General features: G+C 60.8%; 25 protein-coding genes. 2 read left to right on the top strand and 23 right to left on the bottom strand.

Features of this window, described 5'->3' with window-relative positions; translation table 11 throughout:
- Positions 1-267: 267 nt before the first annotated feature.
- From AAAX73_RS05055 to AAAX73_RS05045, 3 genes are all read right to left on the bottom strand, one after another.
- Positions 268-1,668, bottom strand: a complete 1,401-nt coding sequence (locus AAAX73_RS05055) for a phosphoglucomutase/phosphomannomutase family protein (RefSeq protein ID WP_349125230.1) — start codon at positions 1,666-1,668, stop codon at positions 268-270.
- 175 nt (positions 1,669-1,843) lie between these two features.
- Positions 1,844-2,737 carry a homocysteine S-methyltransferase family protein gene (locus tag AAAX73_RS05050; protein ID WP_349125229.1) on the bottom strand — a complete coding sequence of 298 codons (894 nt, stop codon included), beginning with the start codon at positions 2,735-2,737 and terminating at the stop codon, positions 1,844-1,846.
- A gap of 10 nt (positions 2,738-2,747) precedes the next feature.
- The gene (locus AAAX73_RS05045) at positions 2,748-3,170 is read right to left on the bottom strand and encodes a metal-dependent transcriptional regulator (protein ID WP_349125228.1); all 423 of its coding nucleotides are present in this window, start codon (positions 3,168-3,170) and stop codon (positions 2,748-2,750) included.
- A gap of 120 nt (positions 3,171-3,290) precedes the next feature.
- On the opposite strand from AAAX73_RS05045, the gene pepT reads away from it, so the two are divergent.
- Positions 3,291-4,538, top strand: a complete 1,248-nt coding sequence (pepT, locus tag AAAX73_RS05040; protein WP_349125227.1) for a peptidase T — start codon at positions 3,291-3,293, stop codon at positions 4,536-4,538.
- A 383-nt stretch (positions 4,539-4,921) separates the two neighbouring features.
- On the opposite strand, the gene AAAX73_RS05035 is transcribed toward pepT, so the two are convergent.
- From AAAX73_RS05035 to AAAX73_RS04960, 16 genes are all read right to left on the bottom strand, one after another.
- Complete coding sequence (locus AAAX73_RS05035) at positions 4,922-6,148, bottom strand: LCP family protein (RefSeq protein WP_349125226.1); 1,227 nt, start codon at positions 6,146-6,148, stop codon at positions 4,922-4,924.
- A 12-nt stretch (positions 6,149-6,160) separates the two neighbouring features.
- Entirely contained in the window at positions 6,161-7,444 is a 1,284-nt protein-coding gene (gene murA / locus AAAX73_RS05030) for a UDP-N-acetylglucosamine 1-carboxyvinyltransferase (protein ID WP_271743179.1), read from the bottom strand.
- An 88-nt stretch (positions 7,445-7,532) separates the two neighbouring features.
- Entirely contained in the window at positions 7,533-7,925 is a 393-nt protein-coding gene (atpC, locus tag AAAX73_RS05025) for an ATP synthase F1 subunit epsilon (RefSeq protein WP_271743178.1), read from the bottom strand.
- A gap of 3 nt (positions 7,926-7,928) precedes the next feature.
- Complete coding sequence (atpD, locus tag AAAX73_RS05020; protein WP_118081617.1) at positions 7,929-9,383, bottom strand: F0F1 ATP synthase subunit beta; 1,455 nt, start codon at positions 9,381-9,383, stop codon at positions 7,929-7,931.
- Positions 9,383-10,291 carry an ATP synthase F1 subunit gamma gene (atpG, locus tag AAAX73_RS05015; protein WP_006235716.1) on the bottom strand — a complete coding sequence of 303 codons (909 nt, stop codon included), beginning with the start codon at positions 10,289-10,291 and terminating at the stop codon, positions 9,383-9,385. Before atpG ends, atpD begins: the two co-directional genes overlap by 1 nt.
- A gap of 5 nt (positions 10,292-10,296) precedes the next feature.
- Positions 10,297-11,895: a F0F1 ATP synthase subunit alpha gene (gene atpA, locus AAAX73_RS05010; protein ID WP_349125225.1), complete on the bottom strand. Its 1,599-nt coding sequence runs from the start codon at positions 11,893-11,895 to the stop codon at positions 10,297-10,299.
- Positions 11,895-12,371 (bottom strand): F0F1 ATP synthase subunit delta, encoded by a 477-nt coding sequence (locus tag AAAX73_RS05005; RefSeq protein WP_161155779.1) that lies wholly within the window; start codon positions 12,369-12,371, stop codon positions 11,895-11,897. Before AAAX73_RS05005 ends, atpA begins: the two co-directional genes overlap by 1 nt.
- The gene (atpF, locus tag AAAX73_RS05000; RefSeq protein ID WP_195192805.1) at positions 12,361-12,963 is read right to left on the bottom strand and encodes a F0F1 ATP synthase subunit B; all 603 of its coding nucleotides are present in this window, start codon (positions 12,961-12,963) and stop codon (positions 12,361-12,363) included. The genes AAAX73_RS05005 and atpF overlap by 11 nt, the downstream gene beginning before the upstream one ends.
- Before the next feature lie 15 nt (positions 12,964-12,978).
- Positions 12,979-13,173, bottom strand: coding sequence for an ATP synthase subunit C (locus AAAX73_RS04995; RefSeq protein ID WP_022094262.1), 195 nt, complete (start codon positions 13,171-13,173; stop codon positions 12,979-12,981).
- Positions 13,174-13,297: 124 nt separating this feature from the next.
- Positions 13,298-14,101, bottom strand: a complete 804-nt coding sequence (gene atpB / locus AAAX73_RS04990; protein ID WP_022094263.1) for a F0F1 ATP synthase subunit A — start codon at positions 14,099-14,101, stop codon at positions 13,298-13,300.
- A gap of 3 nt (positions 14,102-14,104) precedes the next feature.
- Entirely contained in the window at positions 14,105-14,416 is a 312-nt protein-coding gene (locus tag AAAX73_RS04985) for a hypothetical protein (RefSeq protein WP_117770551.1), read from the bottom strand.
- Between the two features lie 280 nt (positions 14,417-14,696).
- A complete protein-coding gene (gene upp, locus AAAX73_RS04980) occupies positions 14,697-15,344 on the bottom strand; it encodes a uracil phosphoribosyltransferase (RefSeq protein WP_349125224.1) in 648 nt (215 codons plus the stop codon).
- Positions 15,345-15,466: 122 nt separating this feature from the next.
- On the bottom strand, positions 15,467-17,008 hold the full coding sequence (gene glpK, locus AAAX73_RS04975) for a glycerol kinase GlpK (RefSeq protein WP_349125223.1): 1,542 nt from the start codon (positions 17,006-17,008) through the stop codon (positions 15,467-15,469).
- Between the two features lie 13 nt (positions 17,009-17,021).
- A complete protein-coding gene (locus AAAX73_RS04970; protein ID WP_349125222.1) occupies positions 17,022-17,765 on the bottom strand; it encodes an L-threonylcarbamoyladenylate synthase in 744 nt (247 codons plus the stop codon).
- A gap of 134 nt (positions 17,766-17,899) precedes the next feature.
- On the bottom strand, positions 17,900-18,391 hold the full coding sequence (locus AAAX73_RS04965) for a type II toxin-antitoxin system HicB family antitoxin (protein WP_349125221.1): 492 nt from the start codon (positions 18,389-18,391) through the stop codon (positions 17,900-17,902).
- A 220-nt stretch (positions 18,392-18,611) separates the two neighbouring features.
- A complete protein-coding gene (locus tag AAAX73_RS04960) occupies positions 18,612-19,898 on the bottom strand; it encodes a HemK/PrmC family methyltransferase (protein ID WP_349125220.1) in 1,287 nt (428 codons plus the stop codon).
- 36 nt (positions 19,899-19,934) lie between these two features.
- Between AAAX73_RS04960 and AAAX73_RS04955 the strand changes: the two genes are divergently transcribed.
- Positions 19,935-20,261: a hypothetical protein gene (locus AAAX73_RS04955; protein ID WP_349125219.1), complete on the top strand. Its 327-nt coding sequence runs from the start codon at positions 19,935-19,937 to the stop codon at positions 20,259-20,261.
- Positions 20,262-20,493: 232 nt separating this feature from the next.
- On the opposite strand, the gene prfA is transcribed toward AAAX73_RS04955, so the two are convergent.
- The 4 genes from prfA to AAAX73_RS04935 form a co-directional block, all read right to left on the bottom strand.
- A complete protein-coding gene (gene prfA, locus AAAX73_RS04950; RefSeq protein ID WP_349125218.1) occupies positions 20,494-21,561 on the bottom strand; it encodes a peptide chain release factor 1 in 1,068 nt (355 codons plus the stop codon).
- 228 nt (positions 21,562-21,789) lie between these two features.
- On the bottom strand, positions 21,790-23,205 hold the full coding sequence (locus AAAX73_RS04945; protein ID WP_349125217.1) for a M20/M25/M40 family metallo-hydrolase: 1,416 nt from the start codon (positions 23,203-23,205) through the stop codon (positions 21,790-21,792).
- A 72-nt stretch (positions 23,206-23,277) separates the two neighbouring features.
- Complete coding sequence (locus AAAX73_RS04940) at positions 23,278-24,063, bottom strand: amino acid ABC transporter ATP-binding protein (protein ID WP_118081644.1); 786 nt, start codon at positions 24,061-24,063, stop codon at positions 23,278-23,280.
- A 22-nt stretch (positions 24,064-24,085) separates the two neighbouring features.
- Complete coding sequence (locus AAAX73_RS04935) at positions 24,086-25,234, bottom strand: amino acid ABC transporter permease (RefSeq protein ID WP_349125215.1); 1,149 nt, start codon at positions 25,232-25,234, stop codon at positions 24,086-24,088.
- Positions 25,235-25,241: the final 7 nt, after the last annotated feature.

The raw sequence follows: 25,241 nt of genomic DNA, 5'->3' as shown, positions 1-25,241 counted from the left end.
AGACCATTTCAAATGGTTCGATGTCTGCCCGGATGCGACACATCTGGTGTGTCCATCCTCGCAGTATCCGGTTCTCAAGGTGCACGCCCCGCGGCTGATCCGGTCTCACCGGGCCGCGCGGCAAGGAAATATATTGCCAGACCGGAGGGGCCCCGGGGGCGGGAATCTGGGCGCACACATTTCCTACACAACTGTGCCTTCAACTGACGCTTGCCAGTTGATAGCTACCGCTTGCCGAGCACATCTTTATATAGAGTGGCCCCTTGGCTATAGCCGATATGCGCCCCTGGCCAAAGCGCAGCCGGCATCTAGCAGCTCATCGCGCTCCTCCACCGAAAAGCCCTCGGCGTACACGCGCACCACCGGTTCGGTCCCGCTGGGACGGATCAGCAGCCAGGTGTCATCCTCAAATGCCAGACGTAAGCCGTCCATATGGCTTACGCTCTGCGGCGCCTTGCCGCATATCGACTTGGGATTCACGCCGGGAAGCAGCGTGCGCAACGTCTCGGCATCCTCGGCCTCAAGGCGCAAATCTCGACGTCCGTAACTCGTCTTGCCAAAGCTCGCCTCGAGCTGATCGATAAGCACGCCCAAGGGCGCGCCGGTCTTGGCCATGAGCTCGCACAAAATCAGGCAGGCAAGGATGCCGTCACGCTCGGGCATGTGCGCGGCGATACCGATACCACCGGCCTCTTCACCGCCCACGAGAACGCTGCCCTTCTTCATCTCGGCGGCTATATATTTAAAACCGACGGGCTTGATGACCACGCGGCAGCCGAGCGCCTCGGCAATGCGACGCACAAGCGTGGAGCATGAAAGGTTGACGACGACGCGTCCCTTCAGATTGCGATACTGGACCAAATCGCCCAAAACGAGCGCCATGATCTGATGCGGATGTATATATCTGCCGCGCTCATCAACCGCGCCGATACGATCGGCGTCGCCATCAGTCACCAGACCGGCGCACGCCCCGTCTTCGACAACTGCGCGCTCACAAGCATCCACCCACGGCTCGACCGGGTCGGGGCAGATATCTCCCCTATCGGTCGTCTCGTCGGCGTGAATCTCATGGACTTCGACGCCAAGCTCTCGAAGCAAGTCGGCAAGATATCCCTGCGCAGCTCCGCCCATGGGGTCAACCACCACACGCATATGCGCGGCGCGAATGGCATCCGCGTCGACAAACGATGCCACCGCTCGCATATAGTCGGGAATGATATCTGCCGCGCGGTATTGCCCCTCAAGCCCCAGCGGCTCGGCGGCCATCGTCTCCTCGAGCTCTTCGATGACATCCTGGTTGGCCGTCGAGCCATCACCCATCCGCAGCTTGAGGCATAGATAGCCCTGCGGATGATGTGAGCCCGTCAGCATAAGCGCGCCGCATGCCTCGCCGTCATACGCAGCCGCCCACGTAAGAGCGGGAGTCGGCACCGGTCGAGACACGAGCACGGCATCGAGCCCGTGGGCGGCAATCACGCCCGCCGCGAGCTCGGCGAACTCGCGCGCTTGCGGCCGAGTGTCAAATCCTACATATACCGTTTTACCGGGATTCGTCTTTTGCCATAGCCTGCCGATAGCATCAGTGACACGAGCGACGTTGTTGATAGTAAAGTCTCCGTCGACGCGAGCTCGCCAACCGTCAGTTCCAAAGTGAATTATCGCGCACACGCGCAGACACCTCGCAGTGTTTGGATCATGGTACGCATGAGGTATACCCGCAACGGGCATCCGGCAAGCCGCCGGCACGCTCGTTCACCGTTTAGGCAAAAGCGTCGAGGTGCGCACCGACAACAAAAAAACCGCCCCAGCGGGGGCGGTGATTCGATACTCCCATTTTCGGGTTCTATATATTGAGCGCATCTGCCATAGCGGCTGTCGTAACCGCCGTGGTTCCGCAGCAGCTGCCTACCATTGCGGCGCCCGCCCGCTTCCACTCGACGCATGCGCGAGCGAAGGCTTCGGGGTCCTCATGCCACACGGGACCATCCTGAGTCTGGACCGGATCGCCCACGTTGGGACGCACCGTGACGGGAGTAGTCGCCGATGCAACCATCCTGGGCACCGCCGCGTTCGCGGCCGCAAGCGAACAGCAATTAACACCAACCGAGTTTGCGCCGTGTTTTTCGGCGTACAAAACGGCTGCCTCGATGTTGAGGCCATCGCCCAACAGGTCGCCTTTATCGTCAACGACAAAACTCACCAGGACAGGCATGCCGTCGGCGGCATCTCGAGCGCCGGCAAGCATGGGCTGCAAATTACGGATAGACGTCACCGTCTCGACCAGCAGACCATCAACACCGGCATTGAGCAAGGCGTGCGCCTGTTCGCGTGCAATGCCTCGGATTTCACGATACTCGGTAGAGTCTTCGGCAAACCACTCAATACCGATCGGGCCCATCGAGCCCAGTAGCAGCTGAGGGTGCGCCTGGCGGGCATCGTCGACGGCCCCGCGATTGACCTCCGCCACGGACGGCGCAATCTGGTCGTGCTTGAGGGCATAGCTTGATGCCTGAAAGGTGTTGGTAATGAGCACCTGCGCGCCGGCGGCGACATACAAGCGATGGATACGAGAAACGGTCTGCGGCTCTGCCAGATTCCAAAACGCCGGTGGAATGTCGGCGGCATCGTACTCACTCAACAGAACACTGCCCATGGGGCCCTGCGCCAACAAGGTCTCGCTCGACAAGCGGCGCGTAAGTTCCTCGGCACCAAAGCGGTTGTAATAACTCGTATCCATATATATCCCGCTATTCCTCGACGCTGATTCCCTGCTTTTCGAGATAGGCGAGCCAGCGGTTCATCGTGTCCTCGGATAGAGCATGCTCCATCATGCAGGCCTCGGAATCGGCTCGCCCAAATTCGACACCGAGTTCCTGAACCAAAAACGTGCGGACCAGACGATGGCGATACCAGATAGCCGAGCCGACCTCGCGCCCACGGTCAGTCAGGATAACTTTGCCGTAGTGAGACTGTTCGACAAGTTCAGATGCCTTGAGAGCCGAAACCGCCTTGTTGACCGATGCCTTCGAGACGCCAAGGCGCTGTGCGATATCGACCGACCGCACGCCGCCGGTCTCCCCATCTTCGCTTTCGATGCGAACCATGCACTCCAAGTAGTCTTCGTTCGCCACCGTTAGGTGTAGCTCGCGCGAGCTATTTGTCGTATCCATGAACATCCGTCCCTTCTGCACTCAATGGCTGATTCTACCCCATCCAAGCGTCGCGGTATGCCGCGGCATACCGTGCTAGAGTTCTTGTTGCACACGACGACCAAGATTGGAGCGATCTTTATGGAAAACACCACCACGGACCCCGACGTCCTCGAGCGTTTTTTGCGCTATGTCCAGATCAACACGCAGTCCGAGGATGCCAACTGCGACCAGGTGCCGTCGAGCACCGTACAGTTCGACCTTGCCAACGTGCTTGCCGAAGAACTGCGCGAGCTGGGTGCAACCGATGCCCATGTAACCGAAAACGCCTATGTCTGCGCGCACATTCCCGCTAGCGCCGGTTCCGAGAATAAGCCCGCCCTGGGCCTGATCGCGCACCTCGATACCACCGAGGTCGCGCCGGGCGCCGGCGTAGCGCCGCACATCGTGCACTACGAGGGCGGCGATCTGGTTTGCGGCATCGTCGACGGCAAGCCCGTGTCCATGAGCACCGCCAAGCTTCCCGCCCTCAACAACCTGGTGGGTGAGGACCTTGTCTGCACCGACGGAACTACGCTGCTGGGCGCCGACGACAAGGCGGGTGTCGCCGAAATCATGGCGCTTGTCGCACGCATCGCGCAGGATCCCTCCCTGCCCCATCCCGCGCTCGGCATTTGCTTCTGCCCGGACGAGGAAATCGGTCACGGTGCCGAGCTGTTGGATATCGAGGCCTTCGGCTGCAAGTACGCTTACACGGTCGACGGCGGTCCGGTTGGCGAGCTTGAGTGGGAGTGCTTCAACGCCGCCGAGGCAACCGTTCGCTTTGAGGGCCAGTCCATTCACCCCGGCGACGCCAAGGGGCGCATGGTCAACGCGGGCAACCTGTTCTGCGACTTCAACGCCCTGCTCCCCTACGAGCAGCGCCCGGAATACACCGAGGGCTACGAGGGCTTCTATCACCTTGAGGGCGTCTCGGCAACGGTCGACCATGCCACGGCGCGCTATATCGTCCGTGATCACGATGCCGCCAAGTTCCAGCAGAAACTCGAGCTGATGAATGCCGCCGCCGCACTGCTCAACCAGCGACTGGGCGAGGAGCGCGTAACGGTCGAGATTAAGCACCAGTACCGCAACATGGCCGAGATCGTTCGCGACTACCCGGAGCTTATTGATGTTGCCAAGGAAGCCTACCTTGCCTGCGGCGTTGAGCCCCAAGTACTGCCGATTCGCGGCGGCACCGACGGCGCGCAGCTGTCGTTCCGCGGCCTGCCCTGCCCCAACCTCTCGACAGGCGGCTACTGTTACCACGGCGTCAACGAGTTTGTCCCGGTCAGCTCGCTCGTCAAGATGACCGACGTCCTGCAGGAGCTCGTCGCCCGTTTCGCATAAGACTGGCTGCATAAGCCCAAAAGACGAATCGCCCCGTCCTCAACCGAGAACGGGGCGATTTTTTGCTGCAATGAGAACAGGTTGACGCGCGCCAGCCTCTTGACGCAAGGTATATCCCAAACTGCCGGCACATAAGGAACGTCCCCAAGAGCCAAGTGTCAAGTGCCGCAAGAGTGTCCCCTTTGACTAGTCATTTAAGAACGTCCCCAATGACTACGTCGATGTTTTGGCAACGACAGCGAGCGGGTCGCATTTGAGACAAGGTGGCGTGAAACGAAAGGGTGCTGACCTTCTGGTCGCGCCCTTGAAGTTGAACGTCAGATTGTCCAAATGCGGCCCGCGCAGCGTCGAGCCGTTACGCGGGCTGGTAAGCCCGCGTAACTCTAATAGTTGGCTTCGTAGCCGTTGCCGTCACCGGTGGGCTCTTCGTAGTAATCGGAGCCGTCGCTCGAATCGTCGGAATCGTCCGAGCCACCCGACGAGGTCGCGGTGCCATATGCGTAGTCCTCGGACGTATTGTTGTTGAGGTCACCGATTGTGGAGCTGGAGCCGTCTGAAAGGCCCATGGCGTTGGGGCCCTTGGGATCCTCACCGGCGTCGACGCGGGCCATCATTTCCTTAAGCTCGTCTTCGTAGACAAAGACATAGCTCACGCCGTCGATCATAGTGCTGTCGTCAGCATACGAAGGCAGGTTGGCCGAGTAGATGCCCTCGACATCCATGCCGCGCATGGCATTAACCGTGGAGACGATATCCTGAACGCTCATATCGGTTACGAGCATATCGGACAGCGAATTAACCAGGCCAAAGATCTTCGTGGCATCGAAGTTATTGAGAATCTGGTTGGCAAGGGCGCCAAGCACCTGACGCTGATGGCGCATGCGCGTGTAATCGCCGTCGGCATAGGTGTAGCGGCAGCGGGCATAGGTAAGGGCAGTAGCGCCGTCCATATGCTGCTGACCAGCGGTAATCTTAATATCCAGGTGCTCGGGATCGTCGACGTCGTCGGTCGCGTTGATGTCGATACCGCCAACCGAATCAATAAGCGACTGCATGCCGTCAAAGCTGACCTCGGCATAGTGAGAAATCTGCACGCCGCACAGCTCGTTGACCGCCTGGACCATGGCCTCGGCGCCGCCAACGGTGTGGCAGGCGTTGATCTTCATGGTCTCGCCCTTGTACACGACCTTGGTGTCGCGCGGAACGGAAATGAGCGTCGCCTGCTTTTGCGTGGGGTCGATGCGTGCCAGGATAATCGAGTCGGCACGATACGTATCCTCGCCCGGACGACCGTCGGTACCAAGAAGCAACACGTAGAACGGATCTTTTGCCTCATTGGTATCGACCAGAATCTGGCGCAGGTTGTTGGTAATGACATTGGAGTCGCCAAGCTTGCCCATGATAGTGGCAAACCACAGACCCGCAGCAGTCGTGGCGCTCAGCAGCACGCCGAGTACGGCGATGAGAGCTACGCGGCGAACCGTGCGGCCGCGACGGCGCTGACGGGCGCGCTCGGAATAGCGTGCGACATTGTCGCGGCTGTAGATCTTGGCCTGCGCACCAGTCGAGGGTCTTCGGGTGTTATCCGCTAGGGGTTTCTTGTTAAACATAGGCAACCTGCATTAGTAGATGACGGGATCGGGAACGGTGGCATGTTCGACATGCGCGCCAAGCGCCTGCAGCTTTTCGACAAACTGCTCGTAGCCACGTTTGATGTGATGGATGGCCGAGACCTCGGTAACGCCATCGGCGATAAGACCGGCAACCACAAGCGCTGCGCCGCCACGCAGGTCGGGCGAGGTGACCTGTGCGCCCGAGAAGCCCTTGACGCCGTGAATCATGGCGTGATGGCTCTCGATACGAATATCGGCACCCATACGCACGAGCTCGGAGGCGAACATGAAGCGGTTCTCGAAGATGTTCTCGGTAATTACGGAGCTTCCGTCGGCAAGGGCCGAAAGCACCATGATCTGCGCCTGCATATCAGTCGGGAAACCCGGGAACGGAAGCGTCTGGATATCGACCGGCCTGATGCGCTCGACGCGATTGACGTGGACGCCGTTCTCGATACGCTCGCACTCGATGCCCATAAGTTCCATCTTTTTGAGCACCATTCCCAGGTGGATGGGGCAGAAGCCCGTAACATCGACGCCGCGCTCATCGGCCATGAGGGCGCCGGCGACGATAAAGGTGCCGGCCTCGATGCGGTCACCCACCACGCAATGGGTAACGGGATGCAGCTCCTCCACGCCCTCGATGGTCACGACGGGCGTGCCTGCGCCGACGATCTTGGCACCCATCTCGTTGAGCATGTTGGCAAGGTCGACGATCTCGGGCTCGCGGGCAGCGTTGTCGATAACCGTGGTGCCCTGTGCGCGCACGGCAGCCATGATGAGGTTCTCGGTGGCGCCCACGCTCGCGAATTCGAGCGTGACGGTGGTGCCGTGCAGACCCTGGGGAGCACTGGCGTTGATGTAGCCGTGGGCGGTGTCGAACTCGACGCCCAGAGCCTCGAGACCCAAGATATGCATATCGATCTTGCGAGCACCCAGGTTGCAGCCGCCCGGCATGGCGATCTTGGCGCGATGGAAACGACCCAGCAGGGGGCCCATGACGGCGGTGGAAGCACGCATCTTAGCGACGAGCTCGTAGGGGGCCTCCCAAGAATCGACCTGGGAGGTATCGATCTCGAGCGTGTGCTCGTCGAGAACATCGATCGTAGCGCCCATGCCCTTGAGCACCTTGCCCATCACGTGGACATCGGAAATATCGGGCACGTTCCGCAGCGTCGTCTTGCCCGGCGCCAGAAGCGTTGCCGCCATAAGTTTGAGCGCGGAGTTCTTAGCACCCGAAACAGGCACGGAACCTCCGATGGCGTGGCCACCCTCAACGCGGATAATATCCAAGGTCTACCCTTTCAAAAAGCATGCCCGGGGTGGCTGGGCCATCCCGGGCATGATGTGTTCGCAAATGGTCGAACGCTAAAGCGTTTGACTATTGGGCAAGCTTGAGCTTACACCATGCGATTTCATTATAGAGGTAGGCGCGGCGTGCATCATCCTCCGACAAATTACCCAGCTTCTCTTCAAAACCTTGAATATCAGCTTTAACCTTGTCGGCATCGACGGTCGCCAAATCGCAAGCGCGCTCGGCGAGGACGGTCACGACATCGTCCGCGACCTGGGCGTAGCCGCCGACCACGGCAAACGTGTGGTCGACAGTGCCCATGGCCTTATCGGAAACGCGAACGTAACCGCGGTCGATCGTGCAGATTTCGCTGGAGTGAGCAGGTAAAACGCCAAACTCGCCATCCGTAGACGGAATCGACACAAACGCAGCGTCACCCTCATAGGCGAGGCTCACGGGGCACACGATGCGGATACGCATAACCTACTTCTCCTCCATCTTGCGGGCGCGCTCGCGCACGTCCTCAATCGTGGAGGCATAGCGGAATGCCTGCTCGGGCAGGTCATCGGCCTTGCCGTCGACAATCTCGGCGAAGGAGCGGACGGTATCCTCGACGCGGACGTAGACACCGGGGTTGCCGGTGAACTTCTCGGCGACGTGGAAGGACTGCGAGAGGAACTGCTGAATCTTACGGGCACGGTTGACCGTAAGGCGCTGCTCCTCGGACAGCTCGTCCATACCCAGAATGGCAATGATGTCCTGAAGGTCGGAGTACTCCTGCAGGAGCTCCTGGACCTTGACGGCGACACGGTAGTGCTCCTCGCCGACGATCGAGGGATCGAGGGCGTCGGAAGAAGACGCGAGCGGGTCGATGGCCGGGAACAGGCCGAGCGACGAAATGCTACGCGAAAGAACCGTGGTAGCGTCGAGGTGGGTGAACGTCGTGGCAGGCGCCGGGTCGGTCAGGTCGTCTGCGGGGACGTAGACAGCCTGGACGGAGGTAATGGAGCCCGTCTTGGTCGAGGTAATGCGCTCCTGGAGGTCGCCCATCTCGGTTGCCAGCGTGGGCTGGTAGCCAACGGCGGACGGCATACGGCCCAGCAGTGCGGAAACCTCGGAACCGGCCTGGGAGAAGCGGAAAATGTTATCGATGAACAGCAGAACGTCCTGGCCACGATCACGGAAGTACTCAGCGGTGGTAAGGCCGGCCAGACCGATGCGCAGACGCGCTCCAGGCGGCTCGTTCATCTGACCGTAGACCAAGCAAGTCTTGTCGATAACGCCAGACTCGCTCATCTCGAGATAAAGGTCGGTACCCTCACGGGTGCGCTCGCCGACACCGGTGAACACCGAGGTGCCGCCGTGCTCCTGGGCGAGGTTGTTGATGAGCTCCTGAATCAGAACGGTCTTGCCGACGCCGGCGCCGCCGAACAGACCCGTCTTGCCGCCACGGATGTAGGGCTCGAGCAGGTCGACGGCCTTGATGCCGGTCTCGAAGATCTCGGTCTTGGTGGTGAGCTCGTCGAAACGGGGCGCTGCATGGTGGATGGGGTAGAACTCCTCCACCTCGGGCATGGGCTTGCCGTCGACGGGCTTGCCCATAACGTTCCAAATACGGCCGAGCGTCTTGGGGCCAACGGGCATCTTCATGGGCTCACCGGTATCGGTGGCGATGAGGCCGCGCTGCAGGCCGTCGGTCGAGGACATGGCGACCGTGCGGACGACGCCGCCCGGAAGCTGGCTCTCGACCTCGAGGATCGTGCTCAGATGACCGATCGGGGTCTCGGCCTCGACCGTGAGCGCGTTGTAGATCGGGGGCACCGCGCCGTCAAACTTGACGTCGACGACAGGGCCGATGATTCGCACGATGCGACCATCACCGGCAGTCGTCTTCTTGGTGGCTTCCTCGACCGCAAGCTTTACGGTGTTATTAGCCATTACTGTTCCTCCAATGCTGAGGCTCCGCCGACGATCTCGTTAATCTCGGTCGTGATCGAAGCCTGGCGCACGCGACTATACGTGCGGGTAAGGGTCGAGATGATCGCGGTGGCGTTTTCCGTCGCGGAGTGCATGGCCTTGCGGCGTGCACCCTGCTCGGCAGCCGCCGAATCGATCAGGGCCTGGTAGATGACCGTCAGGATATAAGACGGCACAAGCTTGCCGAGAACATGCTCGGGAGAGGGCACGAACTCGAACGTAGACGAGATGCGCTTAGGGGCGTCGGTCTCGTTCTTACGCGGACCGTGGGCCATAGCGATCATCTCGGGATCGAGCGGCAGCAAGTGCTCGACGCGAAGCTCCTGATCCACGCGGTTCTTGGCGTGGTGGTAGACAAGCTCGACGCGGTCAAGCTCGCCGGCACGATACGCATCGCAGATATGAGAGGAAATCATGCGAGCCTGATTAAAATCGGGCTCGGAGGAATTGCCCTCAAAATGCATGACGACGTTTGCGCGGTCGCGGAAATACGTGGCCGGTTTGCGCCCACACGCGATGATCTCGCACTCGATGCCATCGTTCGCCCAAGAAGCGGCGAGCTTTTCGGCCGTGCGCTCCACCGTCGTATTGAAACCGCCGGCAAGGCCGCGGTCCGAGGCAATAACGACAATCAGGCCATGCTTGACGCTCTCATGCTTCTGCAGCATGGGATCGGTGCCCGAACAGGAGGCGTCGCCGGCGACCGTCAACATGACGTCGGTCAGCGCCTCCTTATAGGGCTCGGCCTGCTTGGAGCGATCGAGGGCACGACGAATCTTGGCCGTAGAGACCATTTCCATCGTGCGCGTGATCTGCTTGGTCGTGGTAACCGAGGAGATTCGCTTCTTAATGTCGCGAAGATTGGCCATAGGGCTTAGTTCTCCTCTGATCCAGTCGTATCGGCATGGTGCTTGGCCATGAACTGCTGCTTGAAGTCACCGATGACGCGCAGGAGCTCAGCCTTGGTGTCATCGTCGATCTTCTTGGCGCGAACCTTGTCGAGCAACGAGCCAAAACCGTTGTCCATGTACTCGATGAGCTCGGCACGGAAGGGAAGCACGTCGGCGATCTCGAGATCGTCGAGGAAGCCCTCGTTGCCGGCAAACAGCGTAACGATCTGCTCGGAAACTTCAAACGGCTTGTAGCGCGGCTGCTTAAGGAGCTCGGTCATGCGAGCGCCGTGGGTAAGCTGCTTCTGCGTAGCCTCGTCAAGGTCGGAGCCGAACTGCGTAAAGCCGGCGAGCTCCTGATACGAAGCGAGGTCCAGGCGAAGGTTGCCGGCAACCTGCTTCATGGCCTTGGTCTGAGCGTCACCACCGACGCGGGACACGGAGATGCCCACGTCGACTGCCGGGCGCTGGCCCTGGAAGAAGAGCTCGGACTGCAGGTAAATCTGACCGTCGGTAATGGAAATGACGTTGGTCGGAATGTAGGCCGAAACGTCGCCGTCCTGGGTCTCGATGATCGGCAGGGCCGTCATGGAGCCGTAACCGTTCTTCTTGGACATCTTGACGGCACGCTCGAGCAGACGAGAGTGCAGGTAGAAGATGTCGCCAGGATAGGCCTCGCGTCCGGGCGGACGATGCAGCGTCAGCGACATCTGACGGTAAGCCACGGCCTGCTTGGACAGGTCATCGTAGATGACGAGCACGTGACCGCCGGGGTTGGTCTCGCTGGCGGGCTTACCGTCCTCGCCGTTGTACATGAAGAACTCGCCGATAGCGGCACCGGCCATAGGCGCGATGTACTGCATAGGGGCAGAATCGGCAGCGGTTGCCGAAACGATGATGGTGTAGTCGAGCGCACCGTGCTGAGCGAGGGTCTCGCGGATGTTGGCAACCGTGGAGGCCTTCTGGCCGATGGCGACATAGATGCAGACCATGCCCTTGCCGCGCTGATTGAGGATAGCGTCGATGGCAATGGCGGTCTTACCGGTCTTACGGTCGCCGATGATAAGCTCGCGCTGGCCGCGGCCGATAGGCACCATGGAGTCGATAGCCAATAGGCCGGTCTGAACCGGCTCGCACACCGGGGTACGGTCGATAACGCCGGGGGCCTTGAACTCGATGGGACGACGGTGAGTGGCGACGATGTCACCCAGGCCGTCGATAGGCTGGCCGAGCGGATTGACGACGCGGCCGAGCATGGCACGGCTCACGGGGATATCCATAATGCGGCCAGTGGTGCGGCACTCGTCGCCTTCCTTGATAGAGTCGACGGAACCGAACAGAACGGCGCCGACCTCGTCACGGTCAAGGTTCTGGGCAAGGCCGAAGACGGTCTCACCGGTATCGGAGCTCTTGAACTCCAGAAGCTCGCCTGCCATGGCGCTCTTGAGGCCGGAGACGCGCGCGATGCCGTCGCCTACCTCGTCGACCGTTGAAACCTCATGCGTATCGACCGTCGCGGAGAGGCTCGTGAGCTGCTCCTGTAGTTTCTTGGCGATATCCTGGGCATTGAGGGTTTCGGACATTAGGCTTCACCTCCGTACGAATTAGCAGAGTTTGCGAGGGTCTCCTGCGCGATGCGCAGCTGCGTCTTGACGGAAATGTCACGACGCTCGCCGCGGGCCTCGAGCACTAGGCCGCCCACGATAGACGGGTCGACCTGCTCGATAAGGAATACCTTGCGGCCGAAGTCCTGCTCGCATTTCTTAGTGATGGTTTGACGCAGCTCGTCGTCGAGCGGGATCGCCGTGGTGACGGTCACGCCCACTACATCCTCGTCTTCCTCGGCAACATACTTAAAGGCAGCTGCCACCTTGGGAAGAAGGTCGAGCTGGTCGCGCTTGGACATGGTGTCGAGCACGGCGATGATCTCGGGGCTGGCGCTAGCCAGGCGCTCGATCATCTCGAGGTCCTCGAACACATGGTTCTCGGCCTTGGCGGATTCCAAAAGGGAACGCGCGTAGGTCTCGAGCACCTTGTCCTGATAGCGGCTAGTCGGCATTCAGGCTACCTGCTTCCTGGATGTAGCGCTCGATGAGCTTCTTCTGCTCGCCCTCGTCCTCGAGTGCCTCGCCCACGATCTTGGTGGCGACGGCAACGGACAGGTCGGCGATGGAGCTCGCGGCACCGGCGTAGATGGACTTGCGCTCGTCCTCGACGGTCGTATGGGCCTTGGCGATGATCTCCTCGGCCTCCTTGTGAGCAGCCTCGATGATACGGGCGCGCTCGGACTCGGCGTCCTTACGGGCCTCGAGAACGATGTCGGCAGCCTGACGACGGGCGTCGGTGACGATCGAGTCGGACTCAGCGCGCTTGGCGATAGCCTCCTGCTTGGTCTTCTCGGCCTCGTCGAGGCTCTCCTCGATCTTCTTGCCGCGCTCCTCCATGGTTTTCATGATGCCCGGCAGGGCGACCTTGGCCAGCACGATCCAGATAATCAGGAAGGCGATAAGCGCCGGGATGAACTCCGCCATCTTAGGGATGAGGATGTCCGCACCGGCAGCGCCGTCCTCGGCGAACGCGGAAACCGGCATGAGCAGCGCGGCCGCGGACGCGGAGAGTGCGATCGCGCTCTTCTGGGATGAAAGATTCATACTTGACGCTCCGTGCTATTTAACGATCAGCGCGACAACGAAGCCGATCAGAGCCAGAGCCTCGCCGAAGGCGGAGCCCATGATGAAGACGGTGAACACGCGGCCCTGGACCTCAGGCTGACGGGCCATAGCACCCGTAGCACCCAGAGCAGACAGGCCGATAGCAAGACCAGCGCCGATAACACCGAGACCGTAACCGATAACTCCCACGATTCCTCCTTTGTCGTGCGTGTCTTATTTCACGCAGGATAACCTTTTTATAACTGCCGGGCTCCATGGGTACGGGCACCGGCGGTTTAACGAATTGCCTTACCTTTGAGGCGCGAACGGAAGATTACTCCTCCTCCGCGACCTCCTCTGCCTCGGAGACATACACGGCGGTAAGGACCGTGAAGACGTAAGCCTGGATGGCGCCGACCACAAGCTCGATCGCATAGATCAGGATGAGGATGGCAAGCCAGGCCAGCGAAGGCAAGGCGCCGACGGCGTGGGCCGCGGAAACCTGCTGAAGCAGCGGCTGCATGAACATGCTCGCCATGATGGCGAACGAGCCCATGACCACGTGTCCTGCAAACATGTTGCAGAACAGACGGACGGCGAGCGTGATGAGGCGCAGGAAGGTCGAGAAAAGCTCGACGACCCACACGAGCACGTTCATCGGGAAGCTCACGCCCTGCGGGGCGAGGCTCTTGATGTAGCCGATCACGCCGTGAGCCTTGCATCCGTAGTAGATGAAGTACACGAAGGCGAAGATGGCGAGCGCGGCGGTGGAGCCGATTGCACCGGTGCCGGGCTTCATTCCCGGGATCAGGCCGATCATGTTATTGATCAGGATGAACAGGAAAAGCGAGCACAGGAACGGGAAGTGCTTCTTCCAGTTCTCACCCACGACGCCCTTGCCGATATCGTTCTCGACGTACTCGATGATGTACTCGAAACCGTTGACGAAGAAGCCCTTGGGAACCAGGGTCTGCTTCTTCTTGAACACGGCCAGGACGATCAGGAGCACGATCGTGGAGACGATCAGCCAAAACGAGTACTGCGTGATGCCGCAGCTCAGATCGCCCACGACAGGGGTGGAGCTGAACTCGCTGACCAGATGATTAATCTCATCAGGCAGCTTTTCAAAAATTTCCACGACTTACCTTTCGACCTCATGAGGATCTCGCAGCGCCTTGGCGACGCGAACCGTGCAGGCGGCCATAAAGGCCACGAAGCCGATCGCCTCGCCCAGGAGGAACATGCGAAATGCCTCTCCGAACAACGCAAACACAACCAAGGTAAAGACAAGCAACGCGATCGCCGAGACCGCGAGACTCACCATGCCCTTGAGCATGTCCGCATTCTGTTTATCGTCAAGAACCGGCTTGAGCGTAAAGACAAAGGGGAGAAAGGCGACCGCGCCCGCGATGGCGCCTGCGACGATAGCGAGCAGATCGGCTATCTGAAACACTGGCGTCCTCACTTTCCTTTTTAACGCTTCCCAGAACAGTTCCCGCCAAACATTGGTGACTATTGTACGAGCCAATCGCTAAAGTACAACCGAAAAAGCATCGGTTAATACGCAGCTGTACGTTTTCTTAAGACCTTCTTTATCCCGCAGGTAGGTAATACGTTTTTCTCGAACCCCTCAGGGCTAAACGTCCGTTAACAGGAGTGCGCGTGGACGTCTTTTGCTCGCCCGCGCGCACCATTTCTTCGTATTTGTGACCGCAGCCGACAAGGCCCGACGACTAGAGCGTGCCGTAGATGCGGTCGCCGGCGTCGCCCAGGCCGGGAACGATGTAGGCGGCCTCGTTGAGACGGTCATCGATGGCGCACGTATAAATATGTACGTCGGGGTCCTTTTCGGTCAGTGACTTGAGGCCCTCGGGGGCCGCGACGATGCACAGCATGCGGATGTCCTTGACACCACGCTCGCGCAGGTAGCTGATAGCCATCTCGGCTGAGCCACCCGTGGCCAGCATGGGGTCGACAACCAGGCAAATGCGCTGGTCGATATCCTTGGGCATCTTGCAGTAATACTCATGCGGCTCGTGGGTAACCTCGTCGCGCTCCATGCCGATATGGCCCACGCGAGCGGAGGGCACCAGGTCGAGGATACCGTCGACCATACCAAGGCCTGCACGCAGGATGGGAACGATGGCGAGCTTCTTGCCGGCGAGCTGCTTAAACGTTGCGGTGGTGATGGGGGTCTCGACCTCGACGTCTTCCATGGGCAGATCGCGCATGGCCTCGTAGCCGTCAAAAAGCGCGAGCTCGCGCACGAGCTGGCGGAACTGGTTGGTGCCGGTGCTCTTGTCGCGCAAGATCGACAGCTTGTGCTGGACGAGCGGGTGATCGACAAGGGTCACACGGGACGTATCGTAGGTGACGGTCATGGGTTGAAGCCCCTTTCGTTGCGGCCGGAAGATGGCCTTGCTGACAAGGCGCATGGCGATGTTGTTGCCGCGCGCCGTGCATAAGTTTAACGGTTTGTTGTATCGAGTGCCCCGTCGCAACCCTACTGAACGGTGCTGAGCGAACGCTTGACGGCATCACGCCAACCAGCGAGGTTGCTCTCACGGCGCTCGGCGGACATATGAGGATGGAAGATTTTGACGATCTGAGCGTTTTGCTCCAGCTCCTCCAAATCCTCCCAGTAGCCGACGGCAAGGCCCGCCAAGTACGCGGCGCCGATCGCCGTGGTCTCCACCGTCTCGCACTGCAGCACGGGCATATCCAGCAGATCGGCCTGGAATTGCATGATGAACTCGTTGCGCGAGGCACCGCCATCGACGGACAGGCGCTCAATCGAAAGTCCCACGTCCTGCTCCATGGCGCGCAGCACGTCATAACTCTGATAGGCCATGGACTCGCAGGCCGCACGCACAATGGTCGCGCGACTCGAGGCACCGGTCAGGCCGCACACGATACCGCGAGCATGCGGGTCCCACCAGGGAGCGCCCAGGCCTGCGAAGGCGGGGACGAGGTAGCAGCCCTCGTTGTCGTTGATCGAAGCGGCGAGTTGCGCGGACTCGCTCACGCTCGAGATGATGCCCATGTTGTTGCGCAGCCAGTTCATGGTGGAGCCTGCGGCAAAGATAGAACCCTCGAGCGCATAGCTGATCTTGCCGTCCGCGGCGATACCGATCGTGGAGACCAGACCGTTCTTGGATTCGACGATCTCGTCGCCGGTGTTCATGAGCATAAAGCAACCCGTGCCATAGGTGTTTTTGGTCTGGCCGGGATGGAAGCAGCAGTGGCCGAATAGCGACGCCTGCTGGTCGCCCGCCACGCCCATGATGGGTGGCATGTTGGTCATGATGTCGCTCGCAACGCGGCCGTAATCGCCCGAGCTCCAACGAACCTCGGGCATCATGGAGCGCGGGACGTCGAAAAGCGCCAGCAGATCGTCGTCCCAATCGAGCGCATGGATATTAAAGAGCGCGGTGCGGCTGGCATTGGTGTAGTCGGTAGCAAAGACCTGACCGCCGGTGAGATTGTAGATGAGCCACGTGTCGATGGTGCCGAACATAAGGTCGCCCGCCGCGGCGCTCTCGCGCGCGCCGTCGACGTTATCGAGAATCCACTGCACCTTGGAGGCCGAGAAATACGGGTCGAGCGTAAGCCCCGTGCGGGAGCGCACCAGCTCTTCTGCGCCCTGCTCGACCAGCTCGTCGATCAGAGGTGCGGTGCGACGGCATTGCCACACGATGGCGTTATAGATGGGTTGGCCGCTTATGCGGTCCCACACCACCGTGGTCTCGCGCTGGTTGGAGATGCCGATGGCGGCAATGCGGTCGGAGTGGATACCGCTCTCAAACTGGACTTCCATCATGACGGCGATTTGACTGGCAAGGACCGCCATGGGGTCTTGCTCTACCCAACCGGGACGCGGAAAACTGGTTTTGACGCTGCGACGTGCCTGCGCGACGATGCATCCGTACTCGTCGACGATGGTCGCAAGTACCGAGGTGGTGCCGCAGTCGAGCGCCATGATGTAGGAACCGCCAAAGTTAAACGAGGCATCTTCCATGCCCAGGCTGCCCAGATTCAACGACATCGCTTACACCTTTCTATTGCATCGGGTCGGACAGGACCCGTTCGATCTCTGATGCGGGAAGGGCGCCTTGGCGCAGGATCTGGAGCCCGCCGTGCTGGAACGACACGATGGTCGAGGCATCGCGACACGGAGTCTCACCGGCGTCGACGGCAACATCGACACCCTCCAGGATGCGACCCTCGACGGCGGCAAAGCTTGCCGGCGAGGGCGCACCGTGCGTGTTGGCGCTGGTGCAGGCAAGGGGGCTGCCACAGGCGCGAATGAGCGCCTGCACCACGGGCGAGGCCGAAGCGCGAAGTGCCACCGTGTCGTCGGCGGCGCGCATAAAGGTCGGCACGCAGGGGGCCGCCTTGACCACGATAGTCAGGGCGCCCGGCCAGCATCGTCGGGCGAGCACGCGGGCCTCGTTAGGGATATCCACGCCATAGCGGTCGAGTGCCTCGGCATCATCGACCAGCCAGGCAACCGTTTGGGTGAGCTCGCGCTGCTTGAGGGTAAAGATACGACGATAGCCGGTACCGAGTGCGGGGACCGCGGCGCCGTTGACGGTGGCCTGTGGATCGCGCGGCCACGATGGGAATTCGCTTGTATCTTGAGGCGCGGCGTCCGAAAAGGCGTTAACTGCCACAGCGACACCATAGACGGTCTCGGTCGGGATCAGGGCCAAGCCACCACAGCTGAGTACCTCGGCCGTACGCTCGACGGCGAGCCGATGCGGCTCACGCGCTCCCTCGAATACCCGATAGACCGTCTGCATGTGTATGCCAGCCCCTTACGCTCTGGTGAAAGTTTGTTTACTGTGGGGCATTCTCGCACGAAACGTTCAACCTATTTGCCCAGAGCGCATGTTGGTTTGGTGAGCGGCTCTAGTAGTCGGTGAAAGTGAGGGGGTTATTGAACTGCGACGAACTTCTTTGGCCTGCCGGCGTGGCGTTCTTGGGCGGCGTAGCGCTCGATGCTGTCTATCGTTATCATCCGACGGCCGTCGACGAGTTCAACATCGAGCTTTCCGGCTTTGACCAGCGCGGTAATCCGCGGAGCGGAGACTTTGAGGTCCAGCGCTGCGTCTTTAAATGTTCGGCACGCCGCTTCCCGAGCGTCATCGTGGTCGATTTCGACTGAAAGGGCCACGACCTCGGCCGAGCGTTCGTACCCTGCCGGAGTCAAACCGTTGTTGAGGTCGTCGGCCAAAAACGCCATCAGTGCCTCGGTGGCATGGGCAATCGCTTCTTCGCGCGTGTCGCCATCGGCAAAGGCGCCGGGAATCTGCGGGAAGCTAGCGCAGTAACCGTCGTCTTCTTTTATGAGAACGCAGTCATAGGTAAATCGCTGCCTCATTTTGCCTCCAACTACCATCCAGCTTGGCGACGAATACTTGCCCACGTGCCCTTCTTTGGTCGATCACCACCAGAGCCGTTCACGGTGACAACACGGTCACCAGAAACATACTTAGCATGACTACCGACTTGCGCGACCTTCACGAATCCATCGTGCTTGAGTAGGGCAATGATTTCCCGAAAGGTAGGAGGTTGCATGGGCCGACCTCTTTCAGCCGTCCTAATTATAAACTAATTTATAATTTTTGCTAACCAGTTAATAAATATTACTGGCGCTGTTTGGGCTCGGTGACGATGGCTCGGACGATGCGGGGACGATCGGTGAGGTCGCGGACGATGCGCACGTCCGAGAGACCCGCCTGGCGACAGAGCTCGGCCGCGGCATCGAGGGCGCCCTCGTAGAGCTCGCAGGCAAACAGACCGCCGGCGCGCAGCATATAGGGCGCCGCATTGAGCAGGCGGCGGAAGATATCGAGGCCGTCGGCGCCGCCCTCGAGCGCTAAATCGGGCTCGAAGTCCTTGACCTCGTGCGGCAGCGAGCGCATGACGTCAGTCGGAATGTAAGGCGGGTTGGAGACGAGCACGTCGAAGGTGCCCCATTCCTCGCGGGGGATAGAGCTCACCAGGTTTGTGAGGCTGAAGGCGACCTCATCGGACGTAAGCCCGAGCGCGTCGCGGTTTTTGGTGGCCAGGTCAATGGCACGCGGTTCGATATCGGTAGCAGTGCAGGTGACATGGCCGCGGCGCTCCCAGGCAAGGGAGAGCGAGATGCAGCCCGTGCCGCAGCCGACCTCGAGAACGCGGGCAGTGCGGGGCTCGGCTGGGGCAGGCGCAGCGGCATCCTGAGCTGAAGCCGTCTCCTGGTCGACGCCCTCGATGGCGATGCCGTATTCGTCGAGCTCGGGTTCGGCGGCCTCCTCGGCCTCGGCATCTGCTGCCTGCGCGGCGGCTTCCGCGGCTTCGGCTTCTGCTGCCTGCGTGGCGGCTTCCTCGGCCTCGCGGTCGGCCAGTTCCTCGGCATAGGCACGGCTGCCCAGTACGTCGCTGCCTAGCGCCGTCTCATCGGCAGCTGTGAGGTTAGCGGCACGGCGCTCGGCCGTCGCTCGCTCGTCGGCCAACGCGGCTTCGGCTTTGCGCGCTTGCTCGACCTCGTCGTTCCAGGGCAGCTCAACGCGCTGACGGGCGGCAGCCTCGGGGCTCAGCACCTCGGCATCCAGATAATTGAGGACTTCCTCGACGAGCATCTCGGTCTCGGGACGCGGAATGAGTACGCCGGGGGCGCACGCGACGTCGATCATGCGGAACTGCGTGCTGCCGGTGATGTACTGCAGCGGCTCGCCCTTGGCGCGGCGGACGACCGCCGCGTGCATGGTCTCGAGCTGCGCCGCATCGAGCGTCTCGTCCATACGCATATATAAGTCGATGCGCGCCAGACCCGTGGCAGCGCAGAGCAGCCACTCGGCAGAAAGTCGGGGGTGTTCCTCGCCGCGCTCGGCCAGGTACTCCTTGGTCCACTCGAGACAACGCTTGATGGTCCAGATCTCGTTTGCCATGGGGTCCTCCCCTCTTAAGCGCCGGGCGGCGCGCGAATGTCGGAGCAGATTGTACGCGAGGCCAGCGCTTGGCAAGAGACGATTGAAGGCGATTATCGAGAATCAGCCCAGAATTTTGCACCGGGCTCGCTCAAAGTGTTCATTCGCCGACGTCTAGATTTGCATTCGTCAAGCTTTTGGCAAGGTTGCCCCAAAACTAACCAATATCTAACCAAACGCTTGCCACATCACTTGACGCGCAACGCGTCAAAAATCACCCCGCGACTTCTTGGACGATTTTTCAAGCAATATTTTCAATTGCAGATGCATACCGTTAATTGCTTTCAGCAGGTAGACAGCTTGAAGTCTATCAAAGACGATTGAATAACATCTCAAAGCAATAAGCCCAACCTAGTCGTTTAAGAACGTCCCCAATGACCACCTCTAAGGCGCCGCAGGTTGAGCATAAGTCAGCGAAAACGCCCCTAAGCGAGCAAGGTGACGTGAAAGAGGAGGGAAGCGTACTTCGGTACGCGACCGACGATTGAACGTCAGATTGCCGCTTAGGGGCGTTTGCAGCGTCGAGCCGTTACGCGGTTTGGTAAAACCGCGTAACCTAAACAGCCTGCGCTAGCTTCTCGGCACGCTCGGCGGCGGCGAGCGCCTCGATCACGGTGCCGAGTTGGTCGCCCAGAAGGACACCGTTGTAGGTGGAGTTGAAACCGATGCGGTGGTCGGTCACGCGGTCCTGGGGCTGGTTGTAGGTACGGATCTTCTCGGAACGGTTACCGTGGCCGATCTGGCTTTGGCGCTCGGCACCGAGCTCTGCCTGCTGCTTCTCGAGCTCCATCTCGTAGAGGCGGGCGCGCAGCATCTGCATGCAGACCTCGCGGTTCTGGATCTGGGAACGCTGCTCCTGCGACTGCACCACGGTGTTGGTGGGCAGGTGGGTGATGCGCACGGCGGAGTAGGTAGTGTTAACGCACTGACCGCCAGGGCCGGAGGCGCAGTAGGTGTCGATGCGCAGGTCGGACTGGTTGATCTGGACGTCGATTTCCTCGGCCTCGGGAAGCACGGCGACGGTTGCCGTAGAGGTCTGGATACGGCCCTGGGACTCGGTCTTGGGAACGCGCTGGACACGGTGCACGCCGGACTCGAACTTCATGACGGAGTAGACGCGGTCGCCCTCGACCTTGAACTCGATGGACTTAAAGCCGCCGGCCTCGCTGGGGTTGGAATCGAGCACGGTGGTCTTCCAGCCGCGCGACTCGCAAAAGCGCTGGTACATCTTGTACAAGTCGCCGGCGAAGATAGCCGCCTCGTCGCCACCGGCGGCGGAGCGGATCTCGACGATGGTGTTCTTGTCGTCGTTGGGGTCGCTCGGGATGAGCATGTACTTGATATCTTCCTCGAGCTGGGGAAGCTTAGCCTCGTTTTCGGAGATGTCCATCTGGAGCATCTCCTTCTCATCGGCATCGGTGGTATCGTGGAGCATTTCCTTGGCAGCCTCGATGTCGTCGAGCGCGCCGATGTACTCGCGCGAGGCAGCAATGAGGTCGGACTGGTGCGCGTACTCCTTGTTGAGACGCGTGAACTCCTTGATGTCGGAGGCGACGGCCGGGTCGGACAGCTTCTTCTCGAGCTCCTCGTAGGCCTTGATGATCTTTTCGAGCTTGTCGCGCATGACGGACTCCTTTATATGCGTGAAGGTGAAAATCGGCAGAGTTGATGGGGCGCATGGCGCCACTGCGGGGGTAAGCCCAGCTAGAACATGTCGATCTTCAGATACATGCGCATCCCTTCGCGTGTGGGGTACATAGTTGCGGTCTAACCCATACATGATAGCGTGCGCAGACAAACCTGCATATAACCCGCACGGAATCCGACAAAGGGACAGTCCCTTTGTCGGATTCTAGAGCGTGTGGAGCAGAGCGATGAGAAAGCGGACACCCTGGAGGAAGGCGCAGCGGGTGATGCGCTCGTTGGTGCCGTGGACGCCGCGATCACACTCGTCGTCATCAACCACAAAGGCCGAGAAGCGAATGCACTCGGGGCAAATGTGCTGGTAGTTGGCAGCATCGGTCGCACCGATCACGGTCGAGGGCACAATTGCCACTGGCTCGAATGATCCGTTTTCCTCCGTCCCCTTTGGATCACGGAAATAGTGGGCGGCGATGGCGCGGACGGCCTCGAGCCCCGGCCCGCCGACGCGCGGAGACGGCGAAGGCTCGGAGCTGCCGGGACCGAGTTCGATCTCCACGCGCCCGGCAAGGCCCGCCGCGGCAACCGCCTCGCGGCAGCGGGTAACGACATCGGCCACGCTCGTGCCCTCGAGCATGCGGAAGTTGATGTTGGCCCACATATCCTGCGGCATTACGTTGGCGCCGGTGCTGCCGCCCTCGATCTGCGTGGGCGCGCAGGTGGTCGCCACCAGCGGATAGAGCTTTTTGCTGGCGAGGCAATCGCGGACAATGACATCCCCGTTGGCGGCAATTTCATCGGCCGTGTAGAGCCCCAACTCGACGAGCTGGGCGGCAAGCAAGTCGGTCACGTGCGTCGGCCACTCGATATCGCAGATTGCAGCGATGGCACGGCTCAGCACCTCGAGCGATGTGCCGCCGTAGGGGTTAGACGAATGCCCGCCTTCACTCTTCGTCTTGAGCACAATGTCGGCATAACCTTTCTCAGCCAGGTCGGCGTGCATGAGCCAACCCTCGCCCGCGCTATACTCGGCAGCCGGAACGATGCGGTAGTCGCCCTCGTCGATCAGGTACTCAAGTTCAACGCCGCGCTCCTCGAGCACGCGGCCGATGGCACCCGCACCGAACTGCGTGGTTTCCTCGTCCTGGCCAAAAGCCAGCAGCAGGGTGCGCTCGTGCTCCCAGCCGTGGGCCAGCGCATACTCAACCGCCTCGAGAATGCCTGCGACCTGATCTTTCATGTCGATAGCGCCGCGACCCCAAATGTAGGTGTCGTCCACGTGGCCACTAAAGGGGGCATGCGCCCAGTCAGCCTCGGTGCCGGGCACCACGGGAACCACGTCCATGTGGCCCATGAGCATAACGGGCTTAAGGGCAGGGTCGGAGCCGGTAAGCGTCACGAGCAGCGAATGGTCGACGAGCTCGACCTCGCCCGCCGCGAACACGCGCGGCCACGCCTGCTGCATATAGGCGCGCAGATCGTCGAAGGGCCGCCAGTCCACCGCCTCGGCATCCATGCTCGAAATGGTCGGAAACGACAGCACGCGGCCCAGGCGCTCGCACGCGCCGGCCTCGTCTATATCGGCAAAATCGTCCTCATGCGCAAAGAAGCGCCAAACCTCGGCCATGACATCCTTTCGATTGTGATGACGAGGGCCGCCCCACCGGAGCGGCCCTGCCACATAAGCGTTTGCGGTCGGTTATTTGTCCTCGAGATAACGCGAGAGGAACTCGCGGGTGCGCTGGTGCTTGGGGTTGCCGAAGAGCTCGGCCGGCGCGGCATCCTCGAGCACCACGCCCTTGTCCATAAAGACCACGCGGTCGGACACCGTGCGGGCAAAGGCCATCTCGTGCGTGACGACGACCATGGTCATGCCGTCGGCAGCGAGCTTGCGCATGACCTCGAGCACCTCTCCCACGATCTCGGGGTCGAGTGCGGAGGTCGGCTCGTCGAACAGCATGATCTGCGGATTCATGCACAGGGCGCGCGCGATGGCCACGCGCTGCTTTTGACCACCGGACAGGCGACCCACGGCGGCGTGCGCGAACTTTTCGAGCCCCACGCTCGTCAGATGCTCCATCGCGACCTTCTCGGCCTCGGCCTTGCTCATCTTTTTGAGCGTGACGGGCGCAAGCGTGCAGTTGTCGAGCACGTCCATGTTGTTGAACAGGTTGAAGCCCTGGAACACCATGCCGATGTCCTCACGCAGCTTGTTAATGTTGCAACGCTCGGCCGTGAGGTCCTGGCCATGGAACCAGATGTGGCCCGCGTCCGGGGTCTCGAGCAGGTTGAGGCAGCGCAGGAAGGTCGACTTTCCCGAGCCCGAGGCACCGATGATGGTAACGACCTCGCCGTGGTTAACGGACAGGTCGATGCCCTTGAGCACCTCGAGCGAACCGAAGCTCTTGCGCAGGCCCTCGACGCGGATGAGCGGCTCATTGGTCTGTGCGGCGGCCGCAACGCCGGTAGTGGCGGTATCTGCCATGATGATTCTCCTCGTCTTAAGCCTAGTTAGAGCTGGGCAGCGTGGCAGGGGCCTCGGCGCCGAGCTTTTTGCCAAAGGCTTCGAGCAGGCGGCTCGCCACGAGCGTCAGGATCAGGTAGACCACGAGCGCCACGCAGTAGACCTCCATCTGGCGGTAGTACACGCCGGCGACCGTGGTAGTAGCGTACATAAGGTCGAACACGCCGATGACCGAAAGCACCGACGAATCCTTGATGTTGATGATGAGCTCGTTGGTGAGCGCCGGAATAGCGTTTTTAATGCCCTGGGGGAACACGACTTTGCGCATAGCCTGCCACTGCGAAAGACCCAGCGAGCGCGCTGCCTCGGCCTGGCCGGGGTCGATGGACTCGATACCGCCGCGCAGGACTTCCATCATGTAGGCGGTGGAGTTGAGCGAGATGGTGACGAGGCCGGCGGTGAAGGTACTCCAAATCTGGTTGGCCTGGGCGGTCTCGAAGCCCATGCCGCGCAAAACGGTGAAGCCCGCGTAATAGATGAGCAGGCCCTGAACCATCATGGGCGTACCGCGCACGATGGTGGAGTAGACAGTCGCAAAGCCGCGACCGACACTCTTAAAGAAGCGCACCAGGTCGTTGTCCACGCGATCGAACGTCTGAATACGCAGGAACACAAAGAGCAGCGCCAGGAAAAAGGCGATGACGGTACCGAAGGTCGCAAGTGCGATGGTGATCTCGATGCCGCGGATAAAGAAGTCGCCGCTCTTGTAGGTCATGTAGACCAGGCTCGACAAAAAGTCGCTAGGGTTGGAATCCGAGACAATGCTCACCTGCACCAGGTCGATAAACGACATGACGCAGCGGTCCACGAAAAAGATCGCCGCGATGGCGACCACGACGTAGCTGCCCAGGCGCGCGCCGCGGCGGAAACGCTCGGATGCGAACGGCGACTTTTCGCGATAGTCATTCCAATGCATGAGTTTGGTGACCAGCGCCGCCGCCGACACGACAATCCAGGCCCAAAGAATCGCCCATAGGCAATCCTGGAAGATACCGGTGGGGGCTAAGAAGCTCAGCGGTGTGGGATTGCGCTGACTAAACGCCAGGCCGAGCGCCGCGATGACGCTCGTGCCCAGGTACACATAACGGTGGTCGGCCTTGATAAAAGAGGCCAGACGATTGATGGTTTTCATGCTGCCT

It is taken from the genome of Collinsella sp. CLA-ER-H9, assembly GCF_040092295.1.
In the GTDB taxonomy this organism is placed as follows: domain Bacteria; phylum Actinomycetota; class Coriobacteriia; order Coriobacteriales; family Coriobacteriaceae; genus Collinsella.
This window is presented reverse-complemented; position numbering and strand designations above follow the sequence as displayed.